The sequence below is a fragment of the Thalassolituus maritimus genome (assembly GCF_900156675.1).
In the GTDB taxonomy this organism is placed as follows: domain Bacteria; phylum Pseudomonadota; class Gammaproteobacteria; order Pseudomonadales; family Oceanobacteraceae; genus Thalassolituus; species Thalassolituus maritimus.
Genome location: NZ_FTOH01000002.1, coordinates 470,522 through 486,463 on the forward strand (window position 1 = coordinate 470,522; position 15,942 = coordinate 486,463).

The 15,942-nt window shown below is 54.0% G+C and carries 11 protein-coding genes and 1 riboswitch; of the genes, 7 read left to right on the forward strand and 4 right to left on the reverse strand.

The features are described from left to right. Position 1 precedes the first annotated feature (1 nt). Together mobA and moaA are read right to left on the reverse strand one after the other, a co-directional pair. Positions 2-589, reverse strand: a complete 588-nt coding sequence (mobA, locus tag BW941_RS04875) for a molybdenum cofactor guanylyltransferase (RefSeq protein ID WP_076514509.1) — start codon at positions 587-589, stop codon at positions 2-4. Positions 590-628: 39 nt separating this feature from the next. After that, on the reverse strand, positions 629-1,606 hold the full coding sequence (gene moaA / locus BW941_RS04880; protein ID WP_076514510.1) for a GTP 3',8-cyclase MoaA: 978 nt from the start codon (positions 1,604-1,606) through the stop codon (positions 629-631). After that, a riboswitch (molybdenum cofactor riboswitch) is annotated at positions 1,596-1,758 on the reverse strand. Its footprint overlaps the gene before it by 11 nt. 251 nt (positions 1,759-2,009) lie before the next feature. On the opposite strand from moaA, the gene BW941_RS04885 reads away from it, so the two are divergent. Continuing rightward, positions 2,010-2,294 (forward strand): DUF6916 family protein, encoded by a 285-nt coding sequence (locus BW941_RS04885; RefSeq protein WP_076514511.1) that lies wholly within the window; start codon positions 2,010-2,012, stop codon positions 2,292-2,294. 24 nt (positions 2,295-2,318) lie between these two features. Here BW941_RS04885 and BW941_RS04890 read toward each other — a convergent pair whose 3' ends face one another. Continuing rightward, positions 2,319-2,822: a GNAT family N-acetyltransferase gene (locus BW941_RS04890; protein WP_076514512.1), complete on the reverse strand. Its 504-nt coding sequence runs from the start codon at positions 2,820-2,822 to the stop codon at positions 2,319-2,321. Positions 2,823-2,905: 83 nt separating this feature from the next. Here BW941_RS04890 and BW941_RS04895 point away from each other — a divergent pair, with 83 nt between their 5' ends. From BW941_RS04895 to BW941_RS04920, 6 genes are all read left to right on the forward strand, one after another. Then, positions 2,906-3,421 carry a phage tail protein gene (locus BW941_RS04895; RefSeq protein WP_068436344.1) on the forward strand — a complete coding sequence of 172 codons (516 nt, stop codon included), beginning with the start codon at positions 2,906-2,908 and terminating at the stop codon, positions 3,419-3,421. 10 nt (positions 3,422-3,431) lie between these two features. Continuing rightward, positions 3,432-3,962, forward strand: a complete 531-nt coding sequence (locus BW941_RS04900; RefSeq protein WP_076514513.1) for a phage tail protein — start codon at positions 3,432-3,434, stop codon at positions 3,960-3,962. Between the two features lie 14 nt (positions 3,963-3,976). Then, the gene (locus BW941_RS04905) at positions 3,977-4,516 is read left to right on the forward strand and encodes a phage tail protein (protein ID WP_076514514.1); all 540 of its coding nucleotides are present in this window, start codon (positions 3,977-3,979) and stop codon (positions 4,514-4,516) included. A 111-nt stretch (positions 4,517-4,627) separates the two neighbouring features. Next, positions 4,628-5,839, forward strand: coding sequence for a S8 family peptidase (locus BW941_RS04910; protein ID WP_084188637.1), 1,212 nt, complete (start codon positions 4,628-4,630; stop codon positions 5,837-5,839). Continuing rightward, positions 5,836-7,053 (forward strand): TIGR03032 family protein, encoded by a 1,218-nt coding sequence (locus tag BW941_RS04915; RefSeq protein ID WP_076514516.1) that lies wholly within the window; start codon positions 5,836-5,838, stop codon positions 7,051-7,053. Before BW941_RS04910 ends, BW941_RS04915 begins: the two co-directional genes overlap by 4 nt. Positions 7,054-7,063: 10 nt before the next feature. Then, the gene (locus BW941_RS04920; protein ID WP_076514517.1) at positions 7,064-15,112 is read left to right on the forward strand and encodes an Ig-like domain-containing protein; all 8,049 of its coding nucleotides are present in this window, start codon (positions 7,064-7,066) and stop codon (positions 15,110-15,112) included. Here the strand turns inward: BW941_RS04920 and BW941_RS04925 are convergent. Then, on the reverse strand, positions 15,100-15,888 hold the full coding sequence (locus BW941_RS04925) for a CLCA_X family protein (RefSeq protein ID WP_076514518.1): 789 nt from the start codon (positions 15,886-15,888) through the stop codon (positions 15,100-15,102). The two genes, BW941_RS04920 and BW941_RS04925, sit on opposite strands and share 13 nt — an antisense overlap. Between the last annotated feature and the right edge of the window lie 54 nt (positions 15,889-15,942).

The following is a 15,942-nucleotide window of genomic DNA, read 5'->3' on the forward strand; positions in this document are numbered from 1 at the left end:
TTTAATTCCTATAATTATTTAGTAAATTGCATGCATCATTCCAGGATTCTGGTGTATTGCAGCTCTTGAGTTGGACTGTATTTTTTGAAGATATAAAATCGCATTTCATATTTTTCAGAAAAGAACGGACTGAAGGATTCTGGTCACTCGATAAAATATTTTCAGCGACTTCTTTTGCTTGTTCCAGATTGCGAATGATCAGTGGGAAAAAGCTCTGGTCAAATGCAGTCGATTGACTACTCTTCAGCAGGCTGGAGAATACATCGCATTTCAGCAGGGGCATGTCGCACGGAACAACGATCAGGGAGTCTGTGTCTGGCTTGCAATGAGCAAGGGCTGAGTGAATGCCTGCCAAAGGTCCTTTTTCAGGGTAAATATCCTTGATGCTTTTCAGTCCGTTTAAACCGGCACCACTGACTAAAATATCTTCGATGCCAGCTTCTCTCAGGCAATCGGCGGTAAATGACAGCTGCGAGCGGCCGTCAGGCCGAATCAGCTGCGCTTTGTCGCGTCCCATCCGCTCTGACTTTCCACCTGCAAGGATAACGGCGGTAATCTGCTCGCTGGCTGCAGTTGCTGTTTGTTTCATTAGTGGGCCCTCAGCTTAACTGGCAATTCAGCCACCAACTTAGCCACCAATGCCCGCGAAGTGCGTTCGCACTCCGGTATCACCATCGTGCAAGGCATGTGTCGCTTTCTTCTCGTTCAGGCTGTCCTGAAGGAATGCGATGACGTCGGTGATCTGCTCGTCCCTGCCGAGCAGGTGACGGAAGTCGTAGCCCTTGTCACCAAAGAGACATAGATGAAGCTGTCCGTTCGCTGACACCCTGAGTCGGTTGCAGCTGGAGCAGAAGTCTTTGCTGTAGGGCATGATCAATCCGATGCGCCCGGCGTAGTCCGGGTGCCAGAACTCCTGAGCGGGGCCATCGGTGGACTTACGAAGTGCCGCCTGCCAGCCAGAATCGAGCAGTTGAGCTTTGATGCTGTCACCGCTGATATGGTTCTCTTCGAAGAACTCCTGATTGTCGCTGGTCTGCATCAATTCGATAAAGCGCAGTGACACAGGGGTCGTCCGGATCCAGTTCAGAAAGTGCGGTAGCTGGTCGGCATTGTGGCCACGCATCAGTACGGCGTTTACTTTGATGTCGTCGAACCCCCTCTCATGAGCCATCGCCAGTCCATCGAGCAGATCCTGAAGGCGGTCGTGACCCGTAATGGCTTTGAACTGCCGTGGGTCGAGACTATCGATACTGACATTAAGGCGTGTCAGGCCAGCATCAATCCAGCCGGGAAGGAAGGTGGGTAACTTCCAGCCATTGGTGGTCAGTGCGATGTCGTCGATACCCGGCACGGCTGCGACTGTGCGGATAATCTCTGGGAGATCGCGGCGCACGGAGGGTTCTCCGCCGGTAATGCGGATCTTCCGGGTGCCCTGGCGGGCGAATGCGGTCACGACGCGACGTATCTCATCCACCGACAACGGGGGCGTGCTATCGCTGCACTGGTAGCCGTCTGGCAAACAGTAATTGCAGCTGAAATTGCACACGTCCGTCACCGACAGGCGCAGATAGTTAAAGCGCCGACCGTGATGGTCCTGCAATGTCATGGGTACACCTTTCCAAGCGCGGGAGGCCCGTCAGTTTCCCAACGAACCCGGCGAACCTGCAGAGCTGAGGCGGATTCCTCAGTCCGGGTCGCGGCCCGTCAACCATATCCATATGGGATGAAGGTTGCCGGGCTTCGGCGTAAATCTGGGATCAGTGTACGCCTTCCATGCACTACGGACAATTGTTGGCCGGTGCACATGTTCGTTTCACCGAGTGATCCGGTCAGGGTGACATCCAAGCGGATATGCTTAGTTCGTATGAGACATATGCATGATTGTGGCGTAACAGGGCTTTGTGTCGTGGTGGATATCGCATCGCAGTGGACAATCGTCATCTGTCGTCCATTGACACTCTCAGTCGTAGTGCGTCTGATACCTGTGTTGTGTTTTACAGGACGTATTTATGGAAGCAATCACATACGACTCAATGGAATCTCTGCTCGGCCAGCAAGTGACTTTATCGGACCAGGCTGACAATTCCGTGCGCCTGACCATCTCAGAGGTTGAGCGTACTGCGCTGGATGGTGATGACTGGGAAGCGTTTGCGGTCTCGCTTGAGGGGCAGGATGATTTTCGGGTACCGCAGGGTATGTATCGGCTCACGCACGAGGCGATTGGCAGTGGCGAACTCTTTATTACTGCGCACGGCCCGACCGAGTATCAGGCAGTGATCAGCAGGAAGCGTTAGGAATCATCTATGCATGGATGCAGATCAGACAGACATCAATTCGGGCGTCGTCTCCATCAGAACATAGACCTCATTAAAGCGGCTGACCTCCTTGAAGCCCAGGCGCTCATAGAGTTTTTTCGCCGGATTATTCTGCTCAACGTGAATTCTCACCGGCAGGCCTTTCTCATTACCTTCTTCGATTATGTTCTGCAGCAGGTAGCTGCCTGCGCCAGAGTCCTGGTGTTCTGGAAGGATGGCAATATCAACAATGCGGATTTCATTGCTCCAGTAATCAATAAAGAAACGACCGGAAGGTCGACCATCAATTTCAATAATACAGAAATGATCGCTGCAGTAATGACTGTGGTAGTGCTGTGTCTGTGCCGAAAACTGCTGCTGAATAAAAAGGTTTTTTTGTTGTTCGTTAAAGGGCGTCATCGCCAGTTCCGCTTCGCGGGTGGTGCGGTACAACGACTCCATAAACGAATAATCACTGTCGCGGACAGAACGGAGTGTGATGCGGCTTTCCCAGGCTCGGTTGGTCATTGGTAGTTCCTTGATTACCAGGATCATTCTTAGGAAGAAAGTGTGGGTAAAACCACGAATAAAGTAAACAGAGGGAGATCAGAATGGCAGAACCTTTTTTGAGTGAAATCCGCATGTTCGGATTCGGCTGGCCGCCGCGTGGCTGGGCCGAATGCGATGGCCAGATTTTACCTATTAATCAAAATCAGTCTTTGTATTCATTGCTGGGTACGACTTACGGAGGCGATGGGCGTACGTCATTTGCACTGCCTGACCTCCGTAGCCGGACACCAGTGGGGATGGATGCAAGCTTGCGCCAGGGTCAAGGTGAGGGGGTAGAAACCGTGACCCTCACGGGTGCCAATATGCCAGCACACCGACATCCATTGAATGCGACGACAGAAGGCGGCACGACCAAGTCCTTTGATGGCAATATATTAGCGTCCGCAGTCGATGATGGTTCACCAACGGATTACTATGCAGAGCCTCAGAACCTGGTCTCGTTCGCATCGCAATCGGTGTCTTATATTGGTGGTTCTATGTCGCACAATAACGAACAGCCATCCCTCGTCGTTAATTTCTGCATTGCGATGCAGGGCCTTTTCCCATCGCGTAATTAAGGAGCCAGTTATGTCAGAACCATTTGTTGGCGAGATTCGTATGTTCGCCGGAAATTTCGCTCCGCGTGGCTGGGCTTTCTGTGATGGTCAGCTGCTGGCTGTCAGCCAGAATGATGCGCTGTTTTCATTGATCGGGACGATTTATGGCGGTGATGGCCGCACTACATTCGCTTTACCGGATATGCGCGGTCGCTTGCCTGTACACCAGGGGCAAGGGCCGGGGTTAAGCCCGCGCCGCCTGGGTGCGCGTTACGGCAGTGAGAAGGTGAACCTGACCATCAATCAGATTCCCAGTCACAATCACGAATATCTGGGGTCGGCCAATATCGCTGATAGCAACAACCCGGCAAGTGATGTTGTAGCGTCTCATAATGATGGTGACCTTCCTTACGTTGAGGTGCCATCAGTCGACAAAATCAAAAGCCTCAGTAGCGATGCAGTCAGTGCGACGGGTGGCTCACAAGCGCATGAGAATATGATGCCGTCACTGTGCATTAATTACATTATGGCCCTGGTCGGTATTTATCCCTCGCGGCACTGAAAAGGAGTTTTATTATGTCTGAACCATTTATCGGAGAAATCCGTATTTTTGGCTGCAACTTTGCCCCTCGTGGCTGGGCCTTCTGTCAGGGGCAGTTACTACCCATTGCTCAGAATACGGCATTGTTCTCAATTCTGGGTACAACCTATGGTGGTGACGGTCGTACGACACTTGCCTTGCCGGACCTGCAGGGCCGTGCGCCGATGCATCCGGGGCGAGGTCCTGGTCTGACGGCGCGTCGCCTGGGAGAAACAACCGGCGTTAATGAAGTCACGCTCACAGAGGCCGAACTTCCCAACCATAAGCACGTCGTCTACGGGGCTCAGACAGTGGGTACAGAGGCGTCACCATCGAATACCAGAATGATGGCGATAGACAGACCGTCGACTGGCGACAATATCGTGTACCTGAACACCGCATCGACGAAAAATACAGTGATGGCAACCGAGGCCATCGGTTCGATGGGGGGGAGCCAGGCGCACGAAAACCGTCAGCCTTTGATGGGCATGAATTTTTGTATCGCGCTGGTGGGGCTCTACCCAAGTCGCAGTTAATCGCCAGAGTTAACGGTAAGGATTAACGGCGAGGCTTAATCGCGATAAGTGATGTGTGTACGAGTGAGGGGCAGGGAGGCCCCTCTTTCAGTTTGATTGGTTAGAGAAATAATGCGTAGTTTACTGTTGTTGCTCGTTATATTTTCGTCCCCTTCAATGGGGTGCGAATTGCCATTCCCGAATCTCGGTAAGGTCTGGTGCTTAGTGCCTTCCGCCAATGACTCCCAGGCAGGCGTGTACCGGGTCAGTGGCAAAGATTTGCAGGTAAGTTTGTCTGATCGCCTGATTGTTCGGGCAAATGGCTTTACTCGCGAATCCCTGCAGGCGCTTGATTCGCGTATCGAGGCTGTCAGTGAGCTTTACCTCATGGACGACGCCGTCTACTACTCCGTTAATGTCGGAATAAAAGACCGCCTTCCCGGAGTGATCCGTTCGTTGTCTAAGGTTCAGGGCATCAGTCTGGTGCAGCCAGATATCCTGCAACTGCGGGAGAAGCATGCAACAGACGTCCCGGCGCCGACTCCTCCCGCCTATCTCACTCAGCTCGGTATACCTGAGTTGTGGCCGGCGACTCCTCAAGGGCGAGGGGTGCGCGTTGCCGTTATTGATGATGGTTTTGATCTGGAGCATGAGGAGCTCACGCACACTCAGGTGATTTTCAGTTACGACACGGCCAGCCGTTCACAGGATGTAAGCCCAGGGGGAGGGGATGACTCGCATGGAACCAGAGTCGCGGGCACGATATTCGCTGCTCATAATGGCGTCGGCATTGACGGAATCGCGCCGCAGGCGAACCTGATAGCTATCCGTCAGCCGGATACCTGGACGAGTCATACGATCCTCAGTTTCTACCTCTCTAAACTGTCTCAAGCTGACATTGTTAACGCTAGCTGGCGCTCTCAATGGTTATTGGAGCCTGTCGCTGATATTGTTGCAGACTTGGCGCAAAATGGCCGCAGAGGAAAAGGCTCTGCTGTGGTATTTTCCGCCGGAAACAGTGGCGTGGAACTGACTGGGGATGACTCGGAATCCCAGTTGCAGGTCGCTGTGGTTATCGGCGCAGGCAACGGACAGGGACAAAGGACGAGGTTCAGCAACTATGGACAGTCAGTGGATGCATACGTTTATGGCAAGACCGCACCTGCAGTGGTGCCGGGCGGCTATGGACGTTTCAGTGGCACTTCCTTGTCTGCGGCTGTGGTCAGTGGCTATTTTGCCCTGCTTCTCTCACAAGACCCGTCGCTTACTCTTGATCAGTTGGTTGCGCGACTGCTCCAACGCTTGTCTCAATATCAGTCCAGTCTGCAGGGGCCAGAATCATGACTGATACGCCCCAAACGCAGAAGCCGCAGGAAGATTCTGCACAGAAGGACACTGCGCAGAGCGCGACTGATTTCTCGTTTACGTATTCGGGAAATATCCCCGCGATCCTTAAGCATCTGAATATCTCTCTGGCGTTTACTTCCTATCAGGCCGGTCGTCTGATGCTGGTTCGTACAGACGGAGAAAGCCTGGAAATCAACTTTAAAGAATTCCCCCGACCAATGGGCCTGACGGCAACCGATCAGGGGCTAATACTCGGTACCTTTACTCAGATTATTCAATTCCAGCGAGAAGACGGCCTGCTTGAGCAGATTAAGAAACCCCTGCCGGATATTGCTCAGGACATCACTGCGCCCCGAGCCCATAAAAACGACGAAGAGAAACAGGCCGACGCCGAAAAGCGGCTGGCGAATAAGATCTATGTTGAAAAACTGAAACCGGTCGACGCACGCGTCGATGCTTGTTTTATTACCCGTTCAACTCACTACACCGGCATGATTAATATCCATGACATCGAATGGGGAAGCAGTGGTTTGTGGGCGGTTAATTCAAGTTTTTCATGTCTCTGTACTATCGATCCTTCCTACAGTTTTGTGCCTCAGTGGAAGCCCCCCTTTATTGAAACGCTGACGCCAGAAGACCGTTGCCACTTAAATGGCATGACGCTCCGCGATGGTGAACCTGCGTATGTCACCACCTTCTCCCAATACGAAGACCGCAAACAGTGGCGTGACAGCGACAAGCATACGGGCACGCTGATTGACGTAAAACGCAATGAAGTGGTGGTCAGTGGACTGGCAATGCCTCACTCACCGCGTTGGCACAATGGCCGGGTTTATTTCTGTCATTCGGGTCTGGGTCATCTCAATTGCTATCACCCTGACACGGGTGAAATGGAAGTGATTGCAGAATTGCCGGGCTTTACCCGGGGGATCGATATTTACGGCAGCATTATGTTTGTCGGCCTATCCCGCAAGCGTCAGAGTGATGTGACCAGCCCCGGTCTGGTGACCGAAGACTCCGAGAAAACCTGCTCAGGTATCTGGCTGTTTAACCTCGATACGCACGAAGTGATCGGCACCATTAAATTTCAGGGCAATGTTGATCAGATATACGACATCGCCATCTTATATAACACCAGCTTTCCGGAAGTGATCGAGCCTGATCACCCGAGAATGCGGAACCACTTTTCTCACCCAGGCCTCCCAACCTGAAGGATTTATTATGGATAACAATCCCAATAAGAAACGACCAGGAACGTCGGCGCCATTGAAAGCTATCGCGCCTGTGATTGCCATGGCTGTGCCTTTCTCTGCGCCTTTTTCTGCATCAATGGCCAATGCATCTTCGCGTTTAGCCAGTGTGAGTCGGAATGGCCTTAATAAGCGCGCTGTTGTTTCTCAGGTTGAGCAACACCATCGTCCAGAGGCGGCAGGAGCATTCTCCGCGTTTGGGGGCGGTGCAAATGCGCGGGCTGTTTCTCGAACGGTTGATCAGGACGCGCTCGCTTTTCTGGCCAGCAATGATTTGTTATCGGTTGGCGATGAAAGGGTCGGATATGAAAGTGGCGACCTGGATGATCTGACCGGCAGAAAGGATTTTCTTAGCTGCACGAAAAGTGGAGCACCGTATTACTTCTCAACCGGTTTCCCTATTACTACTTCGTTTTTTTGTACCAGTATTTACAATGCCAACTGGAATCCTGGTCAGGACACTCAACCCCCGTTTTTCAAATTCCGCCCTGAGCACGAGAAGCTGGAGGACATGACGATACTCCCTGGTAACTCTGGCTCTCAGCTTTTTGAAGTCGTTGATAAAAACCAGTCTTCTGTCGGTTTTTCAGTTGCATCCAGTAATGAGGCAGCGGTTCGTGCTGAGGATATATCGGTAGCGCGAATTGGTACGGGTGCTTCCGATGATTATCGTATTACTATCAGTAATGTGGTCGGTGGAGGTGGCGCGACCATTACCGTAACGGCTACCGATGGCAATGGTAATTCCCGGAGTGACACTTTCTTTATCGACACGGGTGTAGCGCCAGATCCACTGGAAATGACTGGCGGTGACAGCGCAGTGCCGCTGAGCATTCTTGAGGATGCCGGGCTTACCGCACTCAGCGCTGCGGATTTCGCTGCGGCAACCGGTGCAACAGGTACGCTGAGTTGGTCAGCGAGCGGGGCAACAAAAGGCACCGCCAGCGCAACGGGGTCAGTGTCGGCGCCGACGACCGGTGCTTCACCTACGTCGGTCACATACACACCGAACGCCAATGCCACAGGCAGTGATACCTTTACCGTTACCGTCAATGACGGATCTGCGACCGACAGTCGTGCTGTGAATGTCACTATTACTCCAGTGAACGATGCACCAACGCTGATTGTTCCGTCGACGCAGCGTGTCAGTGGCACAGGAGGCTCACAGCGGTCCATTCCGGGGTATGCGACAGCGCAGCCGGGAGGCGGTTCTGATGAAGCTGGCCAGACGTTTACCTATTCGGCGGTAGAGACACTTGATGCGAATAATGTCGTGTCTGGTGTATCCATTACGCCGGCGGGAGAACTTCACTTTACTCCCGCAGCAGATGCGGAAGGCTACGCTTACTACTCCGTCACTGTGACCGATAGCGGTGGTACCGCTAATGGTGGGGTAGATAGCTCGGCACCTGTTACTGTGACTTTGAGTATTGATACTCTGGCTCCGGAACTCACTCTGGTCACCCCAGTTACATCACCGACCACTGATCACAGTCCGGAAGTCACCTACTCCTCGAACGAAGCCGGCTACCTGTCGGGGGGCGGTTCGTGTGGCGTGGCGGATGCCGGGCTGAAAACGCCCGGAACTTACACTGTACGCCTGACGCAGACCGACAATACCACGCCATTGGCTGACGGCACCTACAGTGACTGTACCTTGATAGTGGAAGACACCAAGGGTAATGCCAGTACATTGGCTCTGGGCACCTTCGTTGTGACGTCTGATCTGACGCCTCCAATGGTCACCACCGTCGATGTTCCCGCCTATGGCACCTATGGCCTTGGCGACACGCTGACCTTCACAGTGAACACCAACGAGGTCGTTAATGTGACCGGCAGTCCGGCAATTAACCTGGAGGTTGGTCATTCGACCGTCAAAGCGACCTACAGCAGTGGTTCTGGTACACAGTCGTTGGTATTCAACGCAGTTATCGGTCCAGGTCTGCTGGATACCGATGGTGTTGAAGTGCTCCAGCTGGTGTTGGACGGCGGTACCATGACGGATGCCGCAGGCAATGCGATGCAACTGGCGCTGAACGGCCGTGACCCGATGTTCGGCATTCTTGTCGATAGTCTGGCGCCCGTTGTCAGCAGTGTCTCTGTGCCGGCGGCGGATACGTACACTGTGGGTGATGTATTGACCTTTACGGTCACGGCATCGGAAGCGCTGACCATTTCGGGCGGTACGCCTTCTCTTGAACTGGTCATTGGCTCAACCGTCCGGCAGGCATCAATGGTTAGTGCTTCGGGCACAGATATGACCTTTACTTATACCGTCACTGCAGGTGATCTGGATAGTGACGGCATCTCCGTTAGCACTGTTGTGGCTAACGGTGCGACCCTGCAGGACGCCGCTGGAAATGATCTGGCTCTGGGAGTGGGTGCGGTTGATAGCAGTGGCGTGCTTGTTGATGCGGCCGGGCCGGAAGTGCAATCGGTCAGTTCGCCGGCCGCTGCCAGCTATATTGAAGATGATGTATTGAACTTTACGGTCAGCCTGTCTGAGGCAGTGACGGTATCGGGCGGAACGCCAGTGCTGAGCCTTATGATTGGAGGAGTAGCGCGTGAAGCCGCACTTGTCTCTGGCAGTGGTTCATCAGACCTGACATTCAGCTATACCGTCGACACAGGTGATCTGGATACTGATGGTATTACTGTTTCCGGTATTAATCTCAAGGGTGCTTCAGCCGTCGACGGTTCAGGTAACTCATTGGTGACAACGCTCAATGGCGTTGCTGATACGTCTGGCGTTATTGTCGACGCGGTAGCTCCGACCGTGACAACCGTGCAGGCTCCGGCGGACGGGTCTTACTCCACAGGTGATGAGCTGCGAGTCAGCCTGACGTTCAGTGAAGACCTGTTGATCAATACTGCTGGTGGTACCCCAGCGATTTCTCTGACGATCGGCAGTACTTCACGCAATGCAGCCTATGTGGCGGCGGAGAGTTCGGGCAGCACTGCTGTATTCGTATACACAGTCCAGACGGGCGATAACGATTCTGATGGTATTGCCATCGGATCGCTGAATCTGAACGGTGCAAGTATCAGAGACGGCGCCAGCAACCCGGCGAATCTCAGTTTCATGGCGCCAGACACCTCTGCAGTCACTGTGGACGCGTTGGCTCCGGAGATCAGCAGTGTGTCTGTTCCGGCAGATGACACTTATGGCGAGGGGGATACACTCACCTTTACGGTAAACACCAACGAAGACGTGACGGTTTCAGGGACGCCTGAACTGGCGCTGACTGTGGGCTCCACTGCGCTCAATGCGGTTTACTCAGGCGGTGACGGCACCTCTGCTCTGACCTTCAGCGCAACCATACCTGTGGGCTTGCTTGATACAGATGGCATTAGTGTGGAAACGCTCAATCTTGCGGGTGGCTCGCTCGTTGATGCGGCTGGCAACCCTCTGAATCTGACATTGAACGCGGTTGCTCCAACGACGGACGTGCTGGTGGATAGCCTGGCGCCTGTGGTCACTGCTGTTGCGGTGCCTGCGGACGGCACTTATGTTTCAGGCACGACGCTTGAATTTACTGTGAATACCGACGAACCGATCACGGCAAACACCGCAAGTGGTGTGCCATCACTGGAGCTCTCAGTGGGTTCTGTTACGCGCTCGGCAGGTCTGAGCAGCGTCAGTGGAAATGCGATGACCTTCAGCTACACAGTGCAGAATGGCGATTCTGATACGGACGGTGTCAGCGTCGGGGCACTGGCCCTCAACGGTGGTGCACTGACCGATGCGTCAGGCAATACACTTAACCTGACGTTGAATAATGTTGCTGATACTTCTGCAGTACTGGTCGATGCTATCGCGCCAGAGGTTCAGTCGGTCTCCGCACCAACGGCAGGAACTTACGTAGCTGATGACACGCTGAACTTTACGATGACTGTTTCAGAAGCGGTCAACGTATCAGCCGGAACGCCAGCTCTGACTCTCGATATCGGCGGGGTCACGCGTGAAGCGGCACTGACCGCAGGTAGCGGCACTGCCAGCCTGACGTTCAGTTACACCCTGGTGATCGGCGATCTGGATACCGATGGTATTTCTGTGGTGGGTCTGAATCTGAAAGGTGCCAATGCGCTGGATTCTGCAGGTAATGCAATAGTTACCACGCTGAATGGCGTTGCGGACACATCCGCTGTACTGGCCGATGCAGTGGCACCGACGATGACAGCCCTGACAGCGACCTCCTCAGGCGTGATCACCGAGGGAGATTCACACACCTTTGTACTGACCTTCAGTGAAAGTGTGAGTCTCAACAGCGCCGGCGGAACCCCGCGTCTGGTGCTTGATGTCGGTGGCGTCACGCGCTACGCAATGGCGTCAGCGCCTGTCGCAGCCAATATGACCTTTACTTATACCGCTCTGGCCGGCGATCTCGATGCCGATGGCCTCAGTGTTACGGGCATTGAAGCCAATGGTGGTGTTATCTCCGATGCGGCGGGGACTCTTGCCGATCTGAGCGGCCTGCCAACGGCTGACACCTCAGCTATGACAGTCGATGCCATACCGCCTTCAATTACAGCACTTGAAGTGACGGCGCCGAGTTATGCGATGGCGGGCGAAACTATCACCATCACCGCGGTTGCCGGCGAAGCAGTAACTGTCTCCGGAGCGCCTTCCATTGCTCTGGACATCGGTGGCTCAACCGTTGCTGCGGTGTACAGCGCTGGTACTGGCTCTGACCGTATCGCCTTCAGTTACACGGTACAGCCGGGAGATAACGACAGCGACGGTTTTGCTATCGGAGCGATCAGCCTCAACGGCGGAAATATGACTGATGCCGCAGGCAACGCGCTGGATCTGACGATCACGAGCGTGCCTGATACGTCAGCTAATCGTGTGGACACCACGGCACCGGTAGTGCAATCGATCAGTCGCTATAACCCGCTGGCCGAAACCACCGCCAGTGACTCTCTGACCTGGCGGGTACAGCTCAGTGAAGCAGTCTCCGGTGTTGGAGCAGATGACTTCTCACTCGCCGGTACAACTGCAGCGATTGCTGTTGCACAGATCTCCGACAGCTTGTATCAGGTAACCGCCAGCGGTGGTGATCTTGCAGCACTCGATGGAACGGTTGGGCTTAACCTCGCTGCAGCGTCGGGGATCACTGATTTAGCGGGCAATGCACTGCCAGCGACTGAGCCTGCGACGGATGAAACCTACACCGTCGATAACACGGCTCCTGCGGTGAACATTCAGGCGCCATCGGCGACACTGACATCGAATACCGCCATCACCTACGTGGTTCAGTACACCAATGCTGACAGTATCAGTCTGAGTGCGGATGACATCGCCCTGACGTCCACGGGAGATGCGGCCGCCGGAACAATTACCGTGACAGGAAGTGGACCAGCGTCGAGAACCGTTACTCTGAGCGACTTCAGTGGCGACGGTACTCTTGCTATTGATATCGCCTCCGGTAGCGCCGAGGATAGTGCGGGCAACGCCAGTTCAGCTCCGGCCACGTCTGCCGCCTTTACGGTCGATACTACAAAGCCAACCGTCAGTATTACTGCACCGACGGCGTCACCTGACCCATTCGATATTACGGTGACCTTCAGCGAGGCAGTGTCTGATTTTGTGGCGGGGGACATCACGATAGCAGGCGGTAGCCTGAGTGAGTTTGCCGGTTCTGGCACGACCTATACTGCGAAAGTCACCCCAAATGTAGTCGGTTCTCCGGTGAACCTGAGTATCGCTGCAGATGTGGCAGAAGACGCTGCGACCAATGGCAACGAAGCCTCCGCGTCTGTCTCTGTCGATACTAATAACGTACCGACGATTGCGATTAGCGGTGATGAGATTGAAGGCCAGACTCTGGCCGCTCAGCTCTCAGACAGCGATGGCGTCAGTGGAGCCGTTACCTACGACTGGGTGTCTGACGGAAACAGTGTTGGCAATGCCGAAACCTACACACTGCAAGCCAGCGATGTGGGGAATCAGTTAAGCGTTAACGCTGTATATACCGATGACGCAGGCTATGCCGAAAATGTCACATCTGCTCTGACCGGTGTGATTATCAGCATCGAGCAGAACGCCTGGAACAACATCGGCGACAGTGTTGGCTCTCCGTCGACGCCAGCGTCGTTTGATGACTACCGTAATGTTGGTCTGAGTGGCCCGACGGATGACGAACTGAACCGCATTATGTCGATTCTGAATCGTGCCGTCAGTCAGCAGGTAACGATGACCGATATTGATGAACTCAGCGAACTGGAAGCGTTGGTCGATACCATTATGGAAGGTCAGGACGATGACGAAGACGGCCTGCCGAATCTGGTTGAAGACGATGGCCTTAAGGACACCGACCGTGACGGCATCGATGATCGCGACGATGTCGATGCCGATAATGACGGTATTCGCGATAACCTTGAAATCGATGCTCTGGTGGAAATGGATGACGATGATGCCGACGGCATTGTAAATCTCTTCGACTTTGATCGGGACGGCGATGGCTATCCAGAGTCAGGAGACTTCAGCGATGCCAACCTGGATGGTGTGATCGACGAGCTGGATACTCTGGAAGAGCTGGTGGATTACTTCGCGGCTGATACGACAAGTACACCAGTAGCTCCAGGTGCGGTTTCCGGAGCGGCCTCGGTTCTCGCAGCCAAAACTGCCGAAGTCGACACCGACGGTGATGGCCTGATCAACTCTCTGGATATCGATTCGGACAACGACAGTGTGCCGGATGTCATAGAAGCCGGCCTGAACGACAGCAATGACGATGCCCTGGTCGATGATGGCACTGCCCTTATTGAGGATGCCAATGATCTGCCGGATACAGACAGCGATGGCCGTGCAGACGTCCTGCAACTACTGAGTAATGGTACAGACCGTGATATCAGCCAGTCTGCCGTTTTCACAGCAACCATGATCGCGGCACTGGATCAGGACGGTGATGGTCAGCTCGATAGCACAACGGATGTTGATCTCGATGGCTTAATGGATGTTGTTGATAACGCGATCGGCGCCTTTGGCTCTGCCAAAGACTTCGATGGCGATGGTATCCCGAATCACCTTGATCCGGATGATGACAACGACAATATCTCAGACATCGAAGAAAACGCTGAGCTTGCGCAATTCTTCACTGGCGAAGATGCCGACGGTGACGGTATTGATGACGGCTTTGATGCCGAAATCAATGGCGTGACCTATGGTACCGACACCAACAACAATGGTGTGCGTGATGATCGTGAACTACCCGACCTCGATGGCGACGGGCTGGTCGATTATCTTGATGACGACGCAGACAACGACGGTATTCACGACAGTATCGATGATGATATCTCGTTGCCGGTTGATCCGGGACCAGGTAATGGTCAGGCACCGGGCAACAATGATGCCGACGGTGATGGGGTGGATGACGATGTTGATGCTTCAGTGAATTCTGATAACGACGTTGAAGTATCGACTGGTGTCGGCAGTGCTGGTCTGGCCACCTTGTTTGCGCTGGGCTTAGTGCTGGTAGCTGTGCGTCGTCGCCCAGTACTGGCTGCTACTCTGCCTCTACTGCTGGCTGCTCAGGTTGCCAAAGCAGAGCCGGACAACAGCCATTGGAGTATCGGTACTGCGGTGGGTCTGAGTAAATACGATACGAACATCGTTGGTCCTGATCTTGACCTGACCGACCGCGAAGGCCTCGGGTTTCAGCTCAACGCCGGTTATCACCTGAACAGCGAGTTGAGTGCTGAAGTTGCTTATACCGAACTGGGTGATGCGGGTGTTGGTACTGGCTGGGTCAGTTATCAGAGCCAGGCGGTGTTCGTCGGTTATCGTCCAGAGGCGATTCAGTACGCTGGCTTCCGTCCTCAGGTAAAGGTGGGAATGAACCGAATGAAATACGAAGGGTACAAAGGCCTCAATATTGATAAAGAATCTGCCACGATGCCGGCCTGGAGCCTGGGGGCCGATTACCCTCTTGGGCGAGAGGGGTTCGTGGAGTTAATGTTCACAGCATTCTCGGAAGAGGTGAACTTTTACAGTGTTGGCTTCCGTCAGCGCTTTTGATCTGAACGCGGAGAAAGCGCCTGCCCAAGGGCGGAGAAATAACAAGCGAAGGCCTGGTTGATTCTCTGCCGCTGGGGGCCGGAGGGGTATAAGCCCAACTCCGCCTCACGTGACTTTATTGTGCCTTTGACCAGAAAGTTATTCTTGATGGGCGCGTCCTGAACGAAGGCTTCAAACGCTCTGGCAGTCATCTCCTCTGGGCGGGAGTAGTAAAGAATGCCTGATGAGCGGTCGGCTTTTGCAGAGGCGCTGAAAAGATCGCTGGGGGCGTCGCCGGTAGGGTCGAGGATGACCGCCCGGAAGCAAGCGAATAACAGGTCGTTGAGAGGGTGAGCTACTGGTGTGGCTTTCTGGTTGAGCCATTCTGGTGATGCGAAACTGTTCGTCGGCAGGTCTGAGAAGGCCTGTTGTGCAATGTAATGGTCGAAGGCGTGAAACCATTCGTGGGCGATACTGCCCGGCCCGGCATTTTTGGCCAGAGCAAAAGCACGTTCCTGAGGGCTGTAGTGTGCTGCAACGCCGGGGCGACCTCCGGTGCCGAAATGCAGCGCAATGGAGCCCCTCAGAGAAATGACAGGCTCGGGAACTCTTAGGATATGCATCAGGTCACAGAGTGCATCGTAAAAATGCACCGCGGCTTGCCCCTGTTCTTCAGCAGTGACCCATCGACCCGTTTTTACCGCATAGAAGCCGAACCTCTCGCGTACCTCGCGAAACGAAATGTACTCGTCTAAGGAGCGATGTAGCGGGCCGTTACGGGTGATCGGGTACTTCATGGTAGTGCCAGGTTAGGTTGATCGGAATTTGGTATAAGTTATACGATAGTTGTA